We start from the raw sequence: 17,575 nt of genomic DNA, 5'->3' as shown, positions 1-17,575 counted from the left end.
ATCGTTAGATCGCTTGGCAATGCCAAATGCAAACGCTCAATGCTAAGCGCTTGCATTTGACAACCAATCCAAGGTACCAGGTGATGGTGGAGGATGACGGGATCGAACCGACGACCCCCTGCTTGCAAAGCAGGTGCTCTCCCAGCTGAGCTAATCCCCCGCATGGATAACTTGGTGGGTCTGGTAGGACTTGAACCTACGACCCCCGCCTTATCAAGACGGTGCTCTAACCACCTGAGCTACAGACCCTTGGCTGTAACAGCAAACAAACCGATAAGTGTGAACGCTAGGCTTGAGACACAAGCCTCTGGAAAGGAGGTGATCCAGCCGCACCTTCCGATACGGCTACCTTGTTACGACTTCACCCCAGTCATGAACCCTGCCGTGGTAATCGCCCTCCTTGCGGTTAGGCTAACTACTTCTGGCAAAACCCACTCCCATGGTGTGACGGGCGGTGTGTACAAGACCCGGGAACGTATTCACCGCGGCATGCTGATCCGCGATTACTAGCGATTCCAGCTTCACGTAGTCGAGTTGCAGACTACGATCCGGACTACGATGCGTTTTCTGGGATTGGCTCCCCCTCGCGGGTTGGCAACCCTCTGTACGCACCATTGTATGACGTGTGAAGCCCTACCCATAAGGGCCATGAGGACTTGACGTCATCCCCACCTTCCTCCGGTTTGTCACCGGCAGTCTCTCTAGAGTGCTCTTGCGTAGCAACTAAAGACAAGGGTTGCGCTCGTTGCGGGACTTAACCCAACATCTCACGACACGAGCTGACGACAGCCATGCAGCACCTGTGTCCACTTTCCCTTTCGGGCACCTAATGCATCTCTGCTTCGTTAGTGGCATGTCAAGGGTAGGTAAGGTTTTTCGCGTTGCATCGAATTAATCCACATCATCCACCGCTTGTGCGGGTCCCCGTCAATTCCTTTGAGTTTTAATCTTGCGACCGTACTCCCCAGGCGGTCAACTTCACGCGTTAGCTACGTTACTGAAGAAATGAATCCCCAACAACTAGTTGACATCGTTTAGGGCGTGGACTACCAGGGTATCTAATCCTGTTTGCTCCCCACGCTTTCGTGCATGAGCGTCAGTGACGTCCCAGGGGGCTGCCTTCGCCATCGGTATTCCTCCACATCTCTACGCATTTCACTGCTACACGTGGAATTCTACCCCCCTCTGACATACTCTAGCCTTGCAGTCACAAGCGCCATTCCCAAGTTAAGCTCGGGGATTTCACGCCTGTCTTACAAAACCGCCTGCGCACGCTTTACGCCCAGTAATTCCGATTAACGCTCGCACCCTACGTATTACCGCGGCTGCTGGCACGTAGTTAGCCGGTGCTTATTCTTCCGGTACCGTCATCGACCCGGGGTATTATCCCAGGCCATTTCTTTCCGGACAAAAGTGCTTTACAACCCGAAGGCCTTCTTCACACACGCGGCATTGCTGGATCAGGGTTGCCCCCATTGTCCAAAATTCCCCACTGCTGCCTCCCGTAGGAGTCTGGGCCGTGTCTCAGTCCCAGTGTGGCTGATCGTCCTCTCAGACCAGCTACTGATCGTCGCCTTGGTAGGCTCTTACCCCACCAACTAGCTAATCAGACATCGGCCGCTCCTGTAGCGCGAGGCCTTGCGGTCCCCCGCTTTCACCCTCAGGTCGTATGCGGTATTAGCTAATCTTTCGACTAGTTATCCCCCACTACAGGGCACGTTCCGATGTATTACTCACCCGTTCGCCACTCGCCACCAGGCCGAAGCCCGTGCTGCCGTTCGACTTGCATGTGTAAGGCATGCCGCCAGCGTTCAATCTGAGCCAGGATCAAACTCTTCAGTTCAATCTCTGTGTGGACCCTCGCGGGCCCTCGCTCTTTCGAGCGGTCGCTCACTCTCAGAAAACTGACTGACCAGATCCGAAGATCCAGTCACGTTTTGCTGTGCGAGCACTGATAACTTTTGAAGCAACACTGTCCGAAGACAGCGGCGTCCGCTACCCAGCGCCCACACTTATCGGTTGTTTGGTTGTTAAAGAACCCGGTCTTTCGACCTCGCCTCCGGCTTTGCCGTTTGCGTCGCTGCGTCAGCAGCAGAGAAAGAGATTATGCAGAGCTTTCTTCGTTTCGTCAACCGTTTCAGCAATCTTTTTTTGCTGCGGTCAGCGCTGCAAACCTCGCTGCGCCAACCTCCCGGCCGACCCCGCAACCCTTGCTGCGCCTGCTTTGCAGCGCTGCGTTGTGTTGCGAGGGGGCGAATATTAAGGGAGGCAGAGCGGGCTGGCAAGCGGTTTCTGAAAACTTCTTCGTGCCGCCATTGCAGGCCCCGTAAAATCAGCGGATGTCGGACATACCCACCTATCTGCCGTCGCGCCTGCCAGCCGACGGCGCACGCTTTCCCGACGCCCAGGCGCTGGCCGCCGCGCTGTCGCGTCCTATTGTCTTTGTCGACCTGGAAACCACCGGCGCCGACGCGCAGCGCGACCGCATCACTGAAATAGGAGTGGTCGAAGTGGGCCCGGACGGCATCGTCGAATGGGACACCCTGCTCGACCCCGGCATGTCGATCCCGCCGTTTATCCAGCGCATGACCGGTATCACCGACGAGATGGTGCTGGGACAACCCACCTTCGAATCACTCGCCGAATCGCTGGCCGAGCGCCTGCAAGGACGGCTGTTCGTCGCGCACAACGCGCGCTTCGACTATGGCTTCCTGAAGAACGCGTTCCGTCGCGCCGGCGTCACCTTCCGCGCCGATGTGCTGTGTACGGTACGGCTGTCGCGCTCGCTGTTCCCATCCGTGGAGCGCCACGGCCTCGACGCGCTGATCGCCCGCTTCGGCCTGACGCCCAAGGGACGCCACCGCGCGCTGGCCGATGCCGAGCTGCTATGGCAGTTCTGGCAGAAGATCCACGCTACCTATTCGGTCGAGCTGGTGGAATCCGCGGTGCGCACGCTGGTGCGGCGCGCCAGCCTGCCGGCCGGCCTGGAAGAAACCGCGCTGGAGGACGTGCCCGCCACGCCCGGCGTCTATCTCTTCTATGGCGACCAGGACGTGCCGCTCTATGTTGGCAAGAGCGTGCACCTGCGGCAGCGCATCGGTGCCCATTTCTCGGGCGACTATCGATACGGCAAGGACATGCGGCTGGCCCGGCTGGTACGCCGCGTCGAATGGCGCGAAACCGGCGGCGAGACCGGCGCGCTGCTGCTCGAAGCCCAACTGGTCAAAAGCCTGCAGCCCGTGCACAACCAGCTGCTGCGCCGCAATGCCCGGCTCTACGCCTGGGAGTTGCCGCAACAACTGCCCGTGCCGCGCCTGCGCTCGGACCGCGACACCAACTTCTGCCGCCATCGCGACCTCTTTGGCGTGTTCGGCAGCCGCGGCGCGGCCGAGGCGCGTTTGCGCGCGCTGGCGGAAGAGCATGGCCTGTGCATGGCCACGCTGTCGCTGGAAAAAACCACGCTCCGCGGCAGCCCCTGCTTTGCGCGCCAGGTCCACCGCTGCGCCGGCGCCTGCGTCGGCGCCGAACCCCTGGCGGGGCACCGCGCCCGGCTGGCCGCCGCGCTGGCCCCGATCGCGCTGATGCGCTGGCCCTTCGATGGTCCGGTCGCCTGGCGCGAGCAGCATGGCGAGCGCGCGTGGTGGCATGTGGTTGAGGACTGGTGCTACCTCGGCTGCGCCGGCACGCTGGAGGAAGCACAGGCGCTGGCCGGTGCGCCCGCACGATTCGACCTCGACACGTACCAGATTCTCGCGCCCCGCATGGCGCAATGGATGCCGCAGGCGGTGCCGATGGCCGTGGCGAAGGCCTTCGCGCTGACGGCACCCGAAGCCCCTGCCGAAGCGCCGCGCCCGCTGCGTGCCCCGCCCGGGCTGGCCGCGCGCAAGGCACCGTCCGCTGCCGGACAGCAAACCCTGGGTCTGTTCGCCGACTGAAGACTTCCTGCCCGGGCTCTGTTCGCCATCGCGCAAAACGTGCTTGCGACGCGGCCCTCGCCTCCGTTAGTCTCCACAGACCGGCTCTTGCGGCCGGCAGCGCCGACGCGGAGTGATCATGTCTGCCAACCCAGTTCGTCCCGCCGAGAAAGTCTGCGGCGCCGCCCGGCTGCGCGCATGCCTGGCCGCCATGTGGGCGATGGCCGCCACAGGCGCCTGCGCGGGCCTGGAAGCCAGCGCCATGCAGAACGTCTTCGATTCCTGGAAGAATGTTTCCATCGACGAAGCCAAACGCCAGTGGGGACCCCCGCAAGCGGTACAGGCCATGCCCTCCGGCACGGCCTACGTGTGGAACGACACCATCCCGGCCGCGCGGCCGCCGGGCACCGGCCCGCGCGATGCCGGCATGGAACGCACGCCGATGCCCGGGCATTGCCAGCGCAAGCTGGTGGCAGGCCCGGACGGCATCGTGATCGGCGGGGAATGGCGCGGCAATGCCTGCTGCGTCACCACCTTGGTCGGCCGTTGCGCCGGCCTGAAGTACCGCGGGCGCGACTGAGCGCGGCGGCCATCGCTCCGGTTGTCCTGACGCGCGCCGCTACTCACGTCGCCGGCCAGGCCCCCGTATCCTCCAGCACCGGCGAATACTCCCGCAACTGCCAGCGCAGCGGCAGCACGCCCGGGCGCCGCACCACATGCTCGACATGCAGCCGCACCAGCCGCTCGGCGCCGGCGAATGACGCCAGTTCGGCGCCGTCCCAGACCACTTCGGCGCGCCCGCCGACATGCAGCAGCGAGCCGTCGGCAAAATCCGGCACGACCAGCCCGGCACGCGGGTTGGCAAGCAGGTTGCCGACCGTATTGAAGTAGTTGTTGCCGTTGAAGTCCGGAAAGGTCAGCGTGCCGTCGTCGTCGACGCGGATAAAGCCCGCCTTGCCGCCACGGTGCGAGACATCCACGCCGCCGGTGTGCGCGCCCTCTGCTTCCGACGCCGTATGGCTGGTCGCGATAAACAGCGTGTCGGCGCCGCGCAGCCAGGCCGCGGCCTGATCATCCAGCGCGGCGCCTTGCCAGGCTGCCACGGCCGGCGCCGGCTCGGCAAAGCTCAGTTCGCGCAGCTGGATATAGCGCGGGCAGTTGCCGAAGCTCTGCTCGACCTCCACCGTCAACCCCGCCTCATCGCGCTCGACCACGATGCCGTTCATGCGGTTGCGCCGCCGCGTATGCAGCTCGATGCCGAGCAGGCCGATGCTCGCGCCCCGCGCCAGCGCCGACTGCGCCGGATCACCCGGCAGCGGCAGCGCGTCGATGCGCAAGTGCCTGGCGTCAGGCGTGTGCGCAAACCCCGGCCTGCCGGCCAGCACCGTCGCCCACGGCAGCCCGTCGGCGTCGACCGCGCCGAGCAGAAGGAAGGGCAACTGGGCAAAGAACGCCCGGTGCTGCTCCGGCATCTCGCCCCGGATCACACGGTTCGCGACCGCGGCCAGGCGCTCGCGCTTGCCCGCGCGTTCCTGCGCGGCCAGTTCGCCGGCGTGGAAAGGCAGGCCGGCATGCGGCCAGATCGGCAGGTCCATGATGCGCTCCTGGTTCGGCGCTGCTTCAGCGGTAACAACGACAGGCCGGACTCAGGCAGCCAGCCCGACCTTTGACGGCACCATCGGCACAAAGCCGGGCAAGGCCTCGATGCGGCGCAGCCATGCATTCAGCGCGGGGTACGGCGCCAGCGGCACGTTGCCCTCTTCGGCCCGGGCAATATAGCTGTAGGCGGCGACGTCGGCGATGGTGGCGTGGTTGGCAGCGAGGAACGGCTGTGCCGCCAGCACGGCTTCCATCACCGCGAACAGCCGCTGCGCCCGTGCGATGGCGTCATCCATCGCCACCGGCCGGCCGAACAGCACGCCCAGGCGCGCCGTCGCCGGCCCGAAGGCGATCTCGCCGGCCGCCACCGACAGCCATCGCTGCACGCGCGCCGCGCCCGCCGCGTCGCGCGGCAGCCAGCGGCCGTCGTCATAGCGCGTGGCCAGGTAGACCAGGATCGCATTGGAATCGGCCACCACCACGCCATCATCGTCCAGCACCGGCACCTGGCCGAACGGATTGAGCCTCAGGAACGGCTCGCCGCGCTGCTCGCCGCCGCGCAGGTCGACGTCCACCATCCGGTGAGGCAGCGCCAGCAGCGACAGGAACAGCTGCGCCCGATGGGCGTGGCCGGACAGCGGCGAGCGGTACAGCACCAGCGGGGTGGCCGGCGCGGCGGGGCGGTTGGTGGCTTGCATGGCATCTCCTCGACAGTCTGGGTTCGACGGTTGGTATATGGGGATTCTGGGCGCCGGCCACCTTGCAATAAAGGGGGCGTTTGATATTTGACTACTCCACAAATCGGAGTAATGTGGCGCCATGGACAAGCTACGCGCGATGCAGACCTTTGTGCGGATCGTCGACGAGGGCAGCCTGACCGCCGCCGCCGCGACGCTGCATACCTCGCTGCCAGCCGTGGTGCGCACGCTGGCCGCGCTGGAGTCGGAGTTGCAGGTGCGCCTGCTCAACCGCACCACGCGGCGCCTGTCGCTGACCAGCGAGGGGCGCAGCTACCTGGACAGCTGCCGGCGCATCCTGGCCACCATTGACGAGGTGGAGGCAGGCCTGAGCGCCAGCCATGTGGAACCCAGCGGCCAGCTCACGCTAACCGCGCCGGTGCTGTTCGGGCAGATGTACGTGGCGCCGGCGGTCACACGCTTCGTGCAGCGCTATCCGCGCGTGCGCTGCCGCATGGAATTCACCGACCGCGTGGTGAACCTGCTCGAAGAAGACCTGGACGTGGGTGTGCGCATCGGCCCGCTGGCGGATTCCACGCTGGTGGCGCAGAGCGTCGGCCGCATCCGGCGCGTGGTGGTGGCCACGCCCGCCTACCTGCGCAAGCACGGCGTGCCGCGCCGCCCGGAGAAACTGGCCGACGCCAATTGCGTGCGCTTTACCGGCAATGCCGCGGACTGGTGGACCTTCCAGGAAGACGGCCGCCCGTTCCACGTGCAGGTGTCGGGCAACCTCGAATTCAACCAGACCGCGCCCGCCGTGGCGGCGTGTGCCGAAGGCGCGGGCTTCGGCAACTTCCTGTCGTACCAGGTGGCCGAGCTGGTGCAGGCGCGCAAGCTGCGCATCGTGCTGGAAGCCTTCGAGCAGCCGGCGTGGCCGCTGTCGCTGATCTATCCGCATGCGCGGCTGCTGCCCGCGCGCACGCGGGCCTTTATCGAATGGATGCGGGATGACCTGGGCCCGCGCTTCGGCTGACTTTGCACGCTGCCGCCGCTCGCCCCATCGACAAGCACGCCGCCCTTACCCCCACTGACCATGCCCCTGACCAGCGCCCCGACTCCAACCAGCTTTGGCGCCCGCGTGCGGCGCCTGATCCATCGCCCCTCCGGCAATGCGCTGCGCGCCGCGGTGCTCGGCGTCAATGACGGACTGGTGTCCAGCTTCTGCCTGGTGATGGGGCTCGAAGGCGCCGCCGCCACGCGCGAGGCGGTCATCCTCGCCGGGTTGGCCGGCCTCACGGCGGGGGCGTGCTCGATGGCGCTGGGCGAATGGCTGTCGGTCACCAACAGCCGCGAGATGAACAGCAAGCGGCTGCGCGATATGGCGTACGAGATCGCGCACGATGCGGGCAAGGCGCGGCAGCGACTGGTGGCGGTGATCACGGCCAAGGGTGTACTGCCGGCCGATGCCGTGCGCGCCGCCGACGAGATTATGCGCAACCCGCAGGCGGCGCTCGACACGTTTGCGCGCGACGTGCTGGGTATCAACCCGCAGGAACGCGGCGGCAATCCCGTGCAGGCGGCGGTGATCTCTTTCGTGCTGTACAGCAGCGGTGCGCTGGTGCCATTGCTGCCATTCATGGTGACCGACGGGCCGTCGGCCCAGCTCGGCAGCATCGTTGCCTGCCTGGCCGGGCTCGGCCTGGTGGGCTGGGGCACGTCCTCGTTCAACGGGCGCCCCGGGTGGTTCTCGGCCGCGCGGCAGATCCTGATCGGCGGCATGGCGGCGTCCTTTACCTACGGACTCGGCACGGTGTTCGGCGCGCTCTGAGACGGCTTCCCTGTGATGGCGCTGACGCGGCGCCGAAGGCCCGCCCTGCCAAGCGCCACCGTGCAGCCCCCCACGCGGGGCGGGCTACCACCCGACAAAAGCCTTGACGCGTCGCAGCGGGCACCGGTATTTTTCAAAATCGAATCCGAATTCGAATACGGAAAAACCCTATGTCAACAACCCCCTCCGGCCTCTCGGCCTCCGCCTCCTTCCCCCGTATCGATACGCCTTCGATCCTGCAGCCGCCGCGCCAGCGCCGTGCGCGCGAGACCGAACAGGCCTTGCTGGGCGCGGGCCGTGAGCTGCTTGCAACGCGCGACTTTGCCGCGGTGTCTGTCGCCCAGATCGCCGCGTCCTGCCAGGTCTCGGTGGGCGCCTTCTACGGGCGCTTCCGCGACAAGATGGCCTATTTCGAGGCGCTGCGCACGCTGGTGATGGAAGAAACCTCTGCCTCGATCGACCGCTACCTGGCGCAGGAGCGCTGGGACGACGTTCCGACCGGCATACTGCTCGACAAGACCGCGCGCTTCATGGTGCTGGGCACGCTGGCCAATCGCGGCGTGATCCGCGCTTCGCTCCGGCATGCGTCGACCCGGCCCGAGGAATGGCTGCCCCACCGCCAGAACGGCGAGGCGATCGTCGAGCGCATGGTGCAGCTGCTAGTGCCGCGGCTGTCACTGCCCGCCGATATCGCCGAGTTGCGTGTGCGTTTTGCCATGCAGGCCGTCTTCAGCGTGCTGGTCAATGCGGTGCTCAATGACTCGGGCCCGCTGCATCTCGACGACGAACGGCTGGTGCCTGAACTCAGCCGGATGATGGCCGGCTACCTGGGTGTGTCGTCCGAGCCGCAAGCCTGAGCGCAATTCGCACTGCGTGCCGGGTCACCAGCACCGTGCAGCACCCTGCGGTAATGCAGCCCGGCCATGGCTGCTATGAATTCCGTACCGCTTGCTTGGCTGGCGCGGTGCGCATCCCTAGAATGCGTTCACACCGGGCCCGCGCCCGGCCAGGCCGACCTGGCACCCGGCGCGGCCTGGACCCTGATATCCGCACCTACGCGCACTAACGCGCACCAACGCGCATCAACGTTTACCGAGACCGATCATGGCCACGCTTTTCCTCGTCCGGCACGGACAAGCCTCGTTTGGCGCCGCCAACTACGATTGCCTGTCGCCAACCGGCCGCCAGCAGGCGCGCTGGCTGGGCGAGTACTTCAGCGAGCGCGGCGTGCACTTCTGCCGCGTGGTGGCCGGCTCGCTGGTGCGCCAGCAGGACACCGCCAGCGAGATCCTCGCCGCCATGGGACAGCCGCAGGCTGAGATCGCCACGCATCCGGGCCTGAACGAATACGACGGCGAGGCCTTGTACCGCTGCCACACTGGCGGCGCCGACCACCGCGCCCACCAGAACAGCGACTACAACGACTACTGGCGCACCTTCCGCGCGGCCTACCACGCGTGGACCCAGGACGGCCTCGCCGACATGCCCGAGAGCTGGGGAGACTTCGGCTCGCGCATTGCCGGCGCACTGGCGCACGCCTGTGAAGGCACGTCGCGCGAGGATGCCATCCTGGTGGTGAGTTCCGGCGGTGCGATCGGCCGCGCCACGGCAGACCTGCTCGGCGCCCCTTCGCAAGCAGCGATCGAGATGAACCTGCAGTTCCGCAATACCGCGTTCTGCGAGATCATCGTGGGCCGCGGCGTGCAGCGGCTGCTGAGCTTCAACAACGTGCCGCACCTGGATCGGGTGGAGCGACGCAGCGCGCTGACGTTCGCCTGAAGGAAATCCGCCAAGCGGTTCGCGCCCTGGCGACAAACAAAAGTAGGCCGCAGTGACGCGGCCTCATTGATCCGGCTGCTGGCGCGGGCACTTTGACATGCCCGCGCCGCCGGTCCTTCTCCCTTTTACTCCTTACTGCAACAAACCTTGCTGCCCGGCGTGCCGGCGCGGCACGCCCAGGCTTTACAGCCGCTCGACGATCGTCACGTTGGCCAGCCCGCCGCCTTCGCACATCGTCTGCAGGCCATAGCGCTTGCCATGCGTATGCAGCGCATGCACCAGCGTGGTCATCAGCTTGGCACCCGAGCCGCCCAGCGGATGGCCCAGCGCAATCGCGCCGCCATGCACGTTCAGGCGCGAAGGATCGGCGCCCGTCGCCTTCAGCCAGGCCAGCGGCACCGGGGCGAACGCTTCATTGACTTCGAACAGGTCGATATCGCCGATCTTCAGGCCCGCCTTCTTCAGCGCAATCTCGGTGGCCGGCAGCGGTGCTTCCAGCATGACCACCGGGTCATGGCCGATCACGGTCATATGGTGCACGCGTGCCAGCGGCTTGACGCCGAGCTTCTTCAGGCCGGCCTCGTTGACCACCATCAGGCCGGCGGCGCCGTCGCAGATCTGGCTGGCCGAGGCGGCGGTCACGCGGCCGCCTTCGGCAATCAGCTTGACGCTGCCGATGCTCTCCAGCGTGGCGTCATAGCGGATGCCCTCGTCGGACGTATGCATTTCACCGTTGCCGCCCTCGGCCGTGCGCACTTCCACCGGTACGATCTCGGCATTGAAGCGGCCCGCCTTGGTCGCGGCGGCTGCGCGCTGGTGGCTCAGCAGCGCATAGGCATCGATCTGCTCGCGCGACAGGTCATACTTGCGCGCGATCATCTCGGCGCCGGTGAACTGGCTGAACTGCACGCCCGGATAACGCGCCTCCACACCGGGGCTCTTGGGCACGCCAAACCCGTTCTTGGCCGGCAGCTGCGACGACAGGCCCATCGGCACGCGGGTCATGCTCTCGACGCCGGCGGCGATCACGATATCCATCGCACCCGACATCACCGCCTGCGCGGCAAAGTGCAGCGCCTGCTGCGACGAGCCGCACTGGCGGTCCACCGACGTACCCGGCACGCTCTCCGGCAGGCGCGAAGCCAGAATCGCATTGCGCGCCACGTTGCCGGCCTGCTCGCCTACCTGGCTCACGCAACCCATGATGACGTCGTCGACCAGCGCCGGGTCGGCGCCGGTGCGCTCGACCAGCGCATCGAGCACCTGCGCGGCCAGGTCGGCCGGATGCCAGCCCGACAGCTTGCCGCCCTTGCGGCCGCCGGCGGTGCGGACCGCCGCGACGATATATGCCTCTGCCATGTGATCTCCTTTATCGGTGCCGGCCGCCAGGGCCGGCCACTGCGTTATCCGGGGTGCCGGCAAGAGTGCCGGCCGTGTTGATCCGTATTCTTGCCCTGCACCGTCGCGGCAGCGTCGTCGGAAGCGACGAAGTCCGCCAGGCTGCTCAGCCGCGCGGCGCCAGAACAGCGAAGATGGCCGTGGCACGCAACAGGCAACGCTCGCCGCTGACCACCCGGCAGGTGCCATAACGCAGCCGCGAGCCCAGCTTGTCGAACTCCACGCGCGCCTCGACCCAGTCGCCCAGGCGCGCGGAATCGAGGTAGTCCAGGCTCAGGTTGACCGTGACCGCGCTCTTGGAGCGGCCGGTCTCCAGCGACATCATCATGCCGATGGCGGTATCGGCCAGTGTCGCCAGCATGCCTCCGTGCGGGATGCCGAGGTTGTTCAGGTGGCTCTCGTCGATCCGCACCGCCAGCGTGCGGCGCTCCGCATGCAGGTAGAGCTGGCCGAAATTGGCCATGTAGCCGCTCATCCGGCGCAGGGGCACAAAGCCCTCCGGCAGGTCCCCTGCGCCAGCGACCCCGGCCGGCTCGGCCAGGGCCTGGGTCATGGCCGCCTCGATCCCGGCTTCGGCCATGGCGTCAGGCAAAGTAGCGCGAAGCCACGCCGAGGTATTCCCGGCAATCGGCAACCATGCGCGTGATCAGTTCTTCGCAGCTAGGCACGTCGTCGATCAGGCCCACGCACTGACCGGCGCTGATGATGCCGCCATCGGTCTCGCCCGCCTTGAGCGCGGCCTTGCCGCGCACGCCGGCGACCAGGTGCTTGACGTCTTCGAACTGCGCACCGCCCGGGCGGCGTTCAATGCTCACCACCTCATCCGACACAGCGTTCTTCAGCACGCGCGCGGTGTTGTGCAGCGTGCGGAAGATCAGGTTGGTGTCGCGCTCGCTGGCCTGCACCAGTGCCTGCTTGACATTGTCGTGGATCGGCGCTTCGCGCGTGGCGCAGAAGCGCGTGCCCATATTGACGCCCTCGGCGCCCAGCACCAGCGCGGCGGCCATGCCGCGGCCGTCGGCGATGCCGCCCGAGGCGATCACCGGCACCGACAGCTTGCGCGCGGCCTGCGGGATCAGCACCATGCCGGGCACGTCGTCCTCGCCCGGATGGCCGGCGCACTCGAAGCCGTCGATCGACACCGCGTCCACGCCTAGGCGCTCGGCGGACAGCGCATGGCGGATCGCCACGCACTTGTGGATCACCTTGATGCCGGCGGCCTTGGCGCGCGCGATATGTTCCTTGGGGTTGTTGCCCGCCGTTTCCAGCACCTTGATGCCGCTCTCGATGATGACGTCGAGGTAGCGCGCGTACGGCGGCGGGTTGATCGACGGCAACAGGGTCAGGTTCACGCCGAACGGCTTGTCGGTCATCTCTCGGCAGCGGCGGATCTCGTCGGCCAGCGCCTCGGGGGTCGGCTGCGTCAGCGCTGTGAGGACGCCCAGCCCGCCAGCGTTGGAAACGGCGGAGGCCATTTCGGCGTAGCCGACCCATTGCATGCCACCCTGGATGATCGGGTAGCGGATGCCAAGCAGTTCGGTGATTCGTGTCTTCATGGTTGTCCTTTACTGTCTGCGCCGGCCGGTGCGCGCGAGGGCTGGCCCGCCGGCGATCGGGCCCAGTCTACGGCCAGCCGCGGCTGCCGGGCCTCGTCGGAAGCGACGATTGCGGGCGGCGCATTCTGCACTAGTGTTGGCTGGCCCCTTGCCGGCGCAAGGCACAGCCTGGCCCCTGCCGATGTGTCGCTCCTCGCCGGCCGCAGCATCCTCGCCCCCCTTCCCTTTGCCGGAGCCGCCATGACGCAAGCCACGCCTACGTTCGAAACCCTGCGCTACGCCGTCGAAGACGGTGTCGCCACCATCACGTTGCACCGCCCCGACCAGCTCAACGCCTTCACCGCGCAGATGATGCAGGACCTGATCGCGGCGTTCGATGCCACCGATGCCGACGACAACGTGCGCGCGGTGATCGTCACCGGTTCGGGCCGTGCCTTCTGCGCCGGCGCCGACCTCTCGGCCGGCGGCTCGACCTTCGATTTCGAGAAGCGCTACGGCGCCAGTCCCGACACCGCCCATCGCGACGGCGGCGGGCGCGTGTCGCTGCGCATCTTCCGCAGCCTCAAGCCGGTGATCGCCGCGGTCAATGGCGCCGCGGTCGGCGTAGGGGTGACCATGCAGCTGCCGATGGATATCCGGCTGGCCTCGACCGACGCCAAGTTCGGCTTTGTCTTTGCCCGCCGCGGCATCACGCCGGAAGCGGCGTCGTCGTGGTTCCTGTCGCGCGTGGTCGGCATTTCGACCGCGCTGGAATGGTGCTACACGGGCCGCGTCTTCTCCGCGCAGGAAGCGCTCGAGCGCGGCCTGGTGCGCTCGCTGCACGCGCCGGAGGACCTGCTGCCGGCCGCGCAGGCAATCGCCCGTGAAATCGCGGACAACGCCGCGCCGGTGTCGGTGGCGATCTCGCGCCAGCTGATCTGGCGCATGGCCGGTGCCAGCCACCCGATGGAAGCGCACAAGCTCGACAGCCGCGCGATCCAGTCACGCGGACGCTCGGCCGATGTGAAGGAAGGCGTCAGCGCCTTCCTTGAAAAACGTCCCGCCGCTTTCCCCGATACGGTGTCGCAAGACCTGCCGGACTTCTTCGACTGGCGCGGCGAACCGCCCTTCGCCTGAGTCGCACCTGCCCGCAACAATCTTCCGGAGTTCGCATGAAAGTCAGCCAAGCCGTCGCCAGCCGCAAGTCCGTCCGCGGCTTCCTGCCCAAACCCGTGCCGCCGGGTACCATCCGGCGCGTGCTCGACGCCGCCGCGCGCGCGCCCTCGGGCGGCAACCTGCAACCCTGGCATATCCACGTCATCGGCGGTGAGGCGCTGGAGGGGCTGCGGGGCATCATGCGCGAGCGCATCGCACAGGCACCCGCTGGCGAAGAACGCGAGTACGACGTCTACCCGCGCGAACTGGTCTCGCCCTACCGCGACCGCCGCTTCCAGGTGGGCGAGGCGCTGTACCACTACCTCGGCATCCCGCGCGAGGACAAGCCGCGGCGGCTGGCGCAGTTCGCCAATAACTTCACCTTCTTCGGCGCGCCGCTGGCACTGTTCTGCACCGTGGACCGCCGCATGGGCCCGCCGCAATGGTCGGACCTGGGCATGTACCTGCAGTCAGTGATGCTGCTGCTGCGCGAGGAAGGACTGGACAGTTGCGCGCAGGAATGCTGGGCGATGTACCCGCAGACCATCGGCGAGTTCCTGTCGCTGCCGGCCGAGCGGATGCTGTTCACCGGCATGGCGATCGGCTACGAGGATCCCGAAGCTCCCGCCAACCAGTTGCGTGCCGCACGTGCGCCGCTGGAAGAGTTCGCCGAGTTCATCGGCATCTGAGCCGCGAGCTCAGAGCAAGCCCAGCTGCCGCGCGATGGCCACCGCCTGCGTGCGGTTGCTGGCGTGCAGCTTGGCGCTGATATTGCGCAAGTGCGTACGCACCGTGGTCTCTGAAACGAACAGCCGTTCCGCCATCGCCACGTTGGAGAAACCTTCGGCAAGAAGCTGCAGCACCTTCAGTTCCTTGGGCGTCAGCGGCTCCACCAGCGCTGCCGGCGCGGGCCGGCCCGGCTTGCCGGTCTGCGCGTCAGCGCTGCGCTGGCCGCAGGCCTGCAGCAGCTTTGCCACGTAGGCGGCGGACAGGCTGGCTGACTGGCGCGCACACGCATCGGCCACCAGCCGGCACACGTCTTCGCCCTCGTCGGCAAAGATCCGGACAAAGCCCTCGGCGGCACCGAAGCGCAGCGCCTCGCCCATCACCACCAGCGCATGCGCGCCGTCGCCGATGCGCTGGCACGCCTGCGCCAGCAGGATGCGCAGCTTGAGCGCGCGGCGCATCAGCTGATTGACTGTGGCAGCAGCCAGTTCGCGCTCGATCGCCTCGCGCACCTGCGCGCCGGGCCGCGCATGCACGTCCAGCCGCAGCCGCCCGACGGCGATGTCCTCGACATCCTGGGCAAAGGAGCTGACCCCCGGGCGGGTGCGCCACAGCGCCGGATCCGCGGCGCGTTCGATTGCTTCCTGCGCGGCGTGGACATTGCCCTGGCGCAGCGCCAGCCGCGCGCGCTCCAGCATCGCCGCCATCACCAGCCGGGTCAGGCCGCGGTGGTGCCCCAGTGCCTCCAGTTGTGCCAGCCACTCATGGGCCTGGTCGGTTTCGCCGCGTTCGAAGGCGATGCGGGCCAGCACCGCGTGGCCGGTGATGATCTGGTCCGGCAGGCCAAGGTCGCGCGACAGCGGCAGGTAGACGTTGAGCAAGCGGCCGGCGCGCTCGGTGTCGCCGCTCTCGTACAGGCCTTCGGCCAGCAGGATGCCGGCCATGGCGTTGCCATTGGTCGGGCCGAAGCGGTTCGGCAGCATCGTGCGCGCGGCGATGCGAAAGCGCGCCAGCGCCTGCTGCAACCGGCCCTGGCGCAGGTCGATCAGCCCTTCGACCGACTCCGAGAAAATCTTGTTGAAGTTGCTGTCCGAGCCGCGCACCGCCTGGCGCGCGACCTGCAGCAGCCGCCGCGCCTCGGGATAGTCGCCGCTGACCGCGGCCAGGCGCGCCATCGAGGTGGCCAGGATCGCATCGGGGAAGGCGTAGCCCATCGGCAATGGCGGCAGCTCGTTGCGGGCAAAGGCGCGCGCGTCGTCGAAGCGGTCCATCATATTCAGCAGCATGTGCCGCAGCGCGCGGATATGCGCGAGCAGGTCGCCGGCCGCGCCCTCGGTCGGGATCGCCTGCAGCAGCGCGATGGCATCGGCCGGTCCGCGCGTGAAGGAGACCGCCCACACATGGGCAATCTGAAGCTTGGGCCAGCGCGCCAGTTCGTCCGCCGGCACCGCTTCCAGCCAGCGCGTCAGCAGCCGCATGCGGCCCTGCGCCAACAGCTCGTCGGCGGCGCCGTCGAGCAGCTGCAGTGCGTGCCACAGCGCGCCGGCCGCGAGCGCATGCTCGATGGCGGGCACCGGGCGGCCCTGCGACTCGTACCAGCGCGACGCGGCAAGATGCAGTTGCGGTACCACGTCGGGCATGGCCTGCGCGAGCTGGCCGCGCAGGAAACCGGAAAACAGGCTGTGATAGCGGTACCACTGCTCCGGCGCCGCGCCGGTGCCGCGTTCGCCATAGCGCTCGCTCTCCAGCGGCAGCAGGAACAGGTTGGCGCGCTCCAGCCACGCAAGGATGTCGTCGCTGCTGCCGGCGCCGCCCGAGGGCTGGCACACGGCATCGCACAGCGGCCCGCACAGCTGGTCCAGGATCGAGGTGCGCAGCAGGAAGTCGCGCACCGCCTCGGGCAGGTGCAGGAAGACGTCTTCGACCAGGTAATCGGCAATGGCCGCGTTCGAGCCGGAAAAGCCGGCGATAAAACCCTCCGGCTGGCTGCGCCGCTCCAGCGCCACCGACGCCAGCCACAAGGCCGTGGCCCAGCCTTCGGTGCGGCGATGCAGCGCGCTGATCGCGGCGGGTTCCAGCTTGAGCCCGCGCGCCTGGCGCAGGAAGGATTCAGTTTCGCTGGCGCTGAAACGCAGTTGCGCGGGCTCGATCTCAAGCAGCTCGCCGCGCGCGCGCAGCCGGCCCAGCCCGGATTCAGGAACCCAGCGCGTGCCGATCACCACGCGGCAGCCCGGCGGCAGGCTTTCCACCAGCTGCCAGACCAGGCCGGTCACGGCGGCATTCTGGATCGCTTCGAAATCGTCAAGGAACAGCGTGAAGGCGCCGCTGTAGCTGGCCAGGCGGTCGATCAGCGCCAGCGCCTGTTCGCCGGCATCCTGCGCCAGCGCGGGGCGCGCGGACCGGCCCGCCACGCTGCCGCCCAGCGCCTGCGCAATGGCGGCTTCGACCGAGCCGAGAAAGCGCGTGGCGTCGTTGTCCGAACGGTCCAGCGTAAGCCAGGCGGTACGCCCGCCCGCGGCCTCCAGCCGCGCGCGGCACTGGAGCATGGCGGTGGTCTTGCCGAAGCCCGCCGGCGCGCGCACCAGCACCAGCTTGACGAAGCCCGCGGCGCACACGGCGTCACAGATCCCCGCGCGCTCGACCTGGAACGGGGTCAGCAGCGGCGGACGCAGCTTGGCCGCCAGCGATGCGGCGCCGGCGCCGGTGGGGGACGGCGTGCGCCGCCCTGTCTCCTCGATACTTGCCATTGGCGTGTTGTTGTCTTGCGCGCATGGCCGCCGCCGCGGGCGGAGCAACACGCCTGCCCTTCTCTGCGGTGCAGGCCGGGGCGGGCGTGACTGGGATGGAACACGGAATTATGGCGTAAACAGTGGCGGTGCGATGGCCGGCGCGTTTCAGGCAGAGTACGGGCGACGCAGCAAAGGGAGATCCGGCGGCCGGCGCTGGCAGCACCGCGCCGCCGGC

General features: G+C 67.4%; 14 protein-coding genes, 2 tRNA genes and 1 rRNA gene. 8 read left to right on the top strand and 9 right to left on the bottom strand.

Features of this window, described 5'->3' with window-relative positions:
* Positions 1-84 precede the first annotated feature (84 nt).
* The 3 genes from ABNX08_RS22830 to ABNX08_RS22820 all read right to left on the bottom strand — a co-directional run bounded on the left by ABNX08_RS22830 (position 85) and on the right by ABNX08_RS22820 (position 1,843).
* Positions 85-160: transfer RNA gene (locus tag ABNX08_RS22830), tRNA-Ala, on the bottom strand.
* A gap of 12 nt (positions 161-172) precedes the next feature.
* Positions 173-249 (bottom strand) — tRNA-Ile (locus ABNX08_RS22825).
* Between the two features lie 62 nt (positions 250-311).
* Positions 312-1,843: ribosomal RNA gene (locus ABNX08_RS22820) — 16S ribosomal RNA — on the bottom strand.
* Positions 1,844-2,339: 496 nt separating this feature from the next.
* Between ABNX08_RS22820 and ABNX08_RS22815 the strand changes: the two genes are divergently transcribed.
* Both ABNX08_RS22815 and ABNX08_RS22810 read left to right on the top strand, forming a co-directional pair.
* Entirely contained in the window at positions 2,340-3,935 is a 1,596-nt protein-coding gene (locus ABNX08_RS22815; RefSeq protein ID WP_022537973.1) for a 3'-5' exonuclease family protein, read from the top strand.
* A 118-nt stretch (positions 3,936-4,053) separates the two neighbouring features.
* Positions 4,054-4,494 carry a hypothetical protein gene (locus ABNX08_RS22810; protein ID WP_022537972.1) on the top strand — a complete coding sequence of 147 codons (441 nt, stop codon included), beginning with the start codon at positions 4,054-4,056 and terminating at the stop codon, positions 4,492-4,494.
* A gap of 43 nt (positions 4,495-4,537) precedes the next feature.
* On the opposite strand, the gene ABNX08_RS22805 is transcribed toward ABNX08_RS22810, so the two are convergent.
* Together ABNX08_RS22805 and ABNX08_RS22800 are read right to left on the bottom strand one after the other, a co-directional pair.
* Positions 4,538-5,509: a pyridoxamine 5'-phosphate oxidase family protein gene (locus ABNX08_RS22805; RefSeq protein ID WP_022537971.1), complete on the bottom strand. Its 972-nt coding sequence runs from the start codon at positions 5,507-5,509 to the stop codon at positions 4,538-4,540.
* Positions 5,510-5,560: 51 nt separating this feature from the next.
* A complete protein-coding gene (locus ABNX08_RS22800) occupies positions 5,561-6,211 on the bottom strand; it encodes a glutathione S-transferase (protein WP_349605225.1) in 651 nt (216 codons plus the stop codon).
* Positions 6,212-6,332: 121 nt separating this feature from the next.
* Between ABNX08_RS22800 and ABNX08_RS22795 the strand changes: the two genes are divergently transcribed.
* The 4 genes from ABNX08_RS22795 (at position 6,333) to ABNX08_RS22780 (ending at position 9,797) form a co-directional block, all read left to right on the top strand.
* Positions 6,333-7,223 carry a LysR family transcriptional regulator gene (locus ABNX08_RS22795; protein ID WP_022537969.1) on the top strand — a complete coding sequence of 297 codons (891 nt, stop codon included), beginning with the start codon at positions 6,333-6,335 and terminating at the stop codon, positions 7,221-7,223.
* Positions 7,224-7,283: 60 nt separating this feature from the next.
* The gene (locus ABNX08_RS22790; protein ID WP_022537968.1) at positions 7,284-8,018 is read left to right on the top strand and encodes a VIT1/CCC1 transporter family protein; all 735 of its coding nucleotides are present in this window, start codon (positions 7,284-7,286) and stop codon (positions 8,016-8,018) included.
* Positions 8,019-8,188: 170 nt separating this feature from the next.
* Positions 8,189-8,875 (top strand): TetR/AcrR family transcriptional regulator, encoded by a 687-nt coding sequence (locus tag ABNX08_RS22785; RefSeq protein ID WP_022537967.1) that lies wholly within the window; start codon positions 8,189-8,191, stop codon positions 8,873-8,875.
* A 247-nt stretch (positions 8,876-9,122) separates the two neighbouring features.
* Positions 9,123-9,797 (top strand): histidine phosphatase family protein, encoded by a 675-nt coding sequence (locus ABNX08_RS22780; RefSeq protein WP_022537966.1) that lies wholly within the window; start codon positions 9,123-9,125, stop codon positions 9,795-9,797.
* A gap of 183 nt (positions 9,798-9,980) precedes the next feature.
* On the opposite strand, the gene ABNX08_RS22775 is transcribed toward ABNX08_RS22780, so the two are convergent.
* The 3 genes from ABNX08_RS22775 to ABNX08_RS22765 form a co-directional block, all read right to left on the bottom strand.
* Entirely contained in the window at positions 9,981-11,156 is a 1,176-nt protein-coding gene (locus ABNX08_RS22775; protein WP_022537965.1) for an acetyl-CoA C-acetyltransferase, read from the bottom strand.
* Positions 11,157-11,301: 145 nt separating this feature from the next.
* On the bottom strand, positions 11,302-11,775 hold the full coding sequence (locus tag ABNX08_RS22770) for a PaaI family thioesterase (RefSeq protein ID WP_022537964.1): 474 nt from the start codon (positions 11,773-11,775) through the stop codon (positions 11,302-11,304).
* A 4-nt stretch (positions 11,776-11,779) separates the two neighbouring features.
* On the bottom strand, positions 11,780-12,751 hold the full coding sequence (locus ABNX08_RS22765; RefSeq protein ID WP_022537963.1) for a nitronate monooxygenase family protein: 972 nt from the start codon (positions 12,749-12,751) through the stop codon (positions 11,780-11,782).
* A gap of 240 nt (positions 12,752-12,991) precedes the next feature.
* On the opposite strand from ABNX08_RS22765, the gene ABNX08_RS22760 reads away from it, so the two are divergent.
* Both ABNX08_RS22760 and ABNX08_RS22755 read left to right on the top strand, forming a co-directional pair.
* The gene (locus ABNX08_RS22760; protein WP_022537962.1) at positions 12,992-13,867 is read left to right on the top strand and encodes a crotonase/enoyl-CoA hydratase family protein; all 876 of its coding nucleotides are present in this window, start codon (positions 12,992-12,994) and stop codon (positions 13,865-13,867) included.
* A 35-nt stretch (positions 13,868-13,902) separates the two neighbouring features.
* On the top strand, positions 13,903-14,574 hold the full coding sequence (locus ABNX08_RS22755; RefSeq protein WP_022537961.1) for a nitroreductase: 672 nt from the start codon (positions 13,903-13,905) through the stop codon (positions 14,572-14,574).
* Between the two features lie 9 nt (positions 14,575-14,583).
* Here ABNX08_RS22755 and ABNX08_RS22750 read toward each other — a convergent pair whose 3' ends face one another.
* Positions 14,584-17,358 carry a LuxR C-terminal-related transcriptional regulator gene (locus ABNX08_RS22750; protein ID WP_041681714.1) on the bottom strand — a complete coding sequence of 925 codons (2,775 nt, stop codon included), beginning with the start codon at positions 17,356-17,358 and terminating at the stop codon, positions 14,584-14,586.
* Between the last annotated feature and the right edge of the window lie 217 nt (positions 17,359-17,575).

It is taken from the genome of Cupriavidus sp. DF5525, from assembly GCF_040149425.2.
Taxonomy (GTDB): Bacteria; Pseudomonadota; Gammaproteobacteria; order Burkholderiales; family Burkholderiaceae; genus Cupriavidus; species Cupriavidus pickettii_A.
Note: the sequence above shows the minus strand (reverse complement) of the source record. Positions and strands in the feature narration are given on the sequence as shown.

Excerpts from the sequence above, each read along its gene's own strand:
- ABNX08_RS22755 (WP_022537961.1), top strand. The coding sequence starts at position 13,903 with ATGAAAGTCAGCCAAGCCGTCGCCAGCCGCAAGTCCGTCCGCGGCTTC.
- ABNX08_RS22790 (WP_022537968.1), top strand. The coding sequence starts at position 7,284 with ATGCCCCTGACCAGCGCCCCGACTCCAACCAGCTTTGGCGCCCGCGTG.
- ABNX08_RS22760 (WP_022537962.1), top strand. The coding sequence starts at position 12,992 with ATGACGCAAGCCACGCCTACGTTCGAAACCCTGCGCTACGCCGTCGAA.
- ABNX08_RS22765 (WP_022537963.1), bottom strand. The coding sequence starts at position 12,751 with ATGAAGACACGAATCACCGAACTGCTTGGCATCCGCTACCCGATCATC.
- ABNX08_RS22775 (WP_022537965.1), bottom strand. The coding sequence starts at position 11,156 with ATGGCAGAGGCATATATCGTCGCGGCGGTCCGCACCGCCGGCGGCCGC.
- ABNX08_RS22750 (WP_041681714.1), bottom strand. The coding sequence starts at position 17,358 with ATGGCAAGTATCGAGGAGACAGGGCGGCGCACGCCGTCCCCCACCGGC.
- ABNX08_RS22815 (WP_022537973.1), top strand. The coding sequence starts at position 2,340 with ATGTCGGACATACCCACCTATCTGCCGTCGCGCCTGCCAGCCGACGGC.
- ABNX08_RS22785 (WP_022537967.1), top strand. The coding sequence starts at position 8,189 with ATGTCAACAACCCCCTCCGGCCTCTCGGCCTCCGCCTCCTTCCCCCGT.
- ABNX08_RS22810 (WP_022537972.1), top strand. The coding sequence starts at position 4,054 with ATGTCTGCCAACCCAGTTCGTCCCGCCGAGAAAGTCTGCGGCGCCGCC.
- ABNX08_RS22795 (WP_022537969.1), top strand. The coding sequence starts at position 6,333 with ATGGACAAGCTACGCGCGATGCAGACCTTTGTGCGGATCGTCGACGAG.
- ABNX08_RS22780 (WP_022537966.1), top strand. The coding sequence starts at position 9,123 with ATGGCCACGCTTTTCCTCGTCCGGCACGGACAAGCCTCGTTTGGCGCC.
- ABNX08_RS22800 (WP_349605225.1), bottom strand. The coding sequence starts at position 6,211 with ATGCAAGCCACCAACCGCCCCGCCGCGCCGGCCACCCCGCTGGTGCTG.
- ABNX08_RS22770 (WP_022537964.1), bottom strand. The coding sequence starts at position 11,775 with ATGGCCGAAGCCGGGATCGAGGCGGCCATGACCCAGGCCCTGGCCGAG.
- ABNX08_RS22805 (WP_022537971.1), bottom strand. The coding sequence starts at position 5,509 with ATGGACCTGCCGATCTGGCCGCATGCCGGCCTGCCTTTCCACGCCGGC.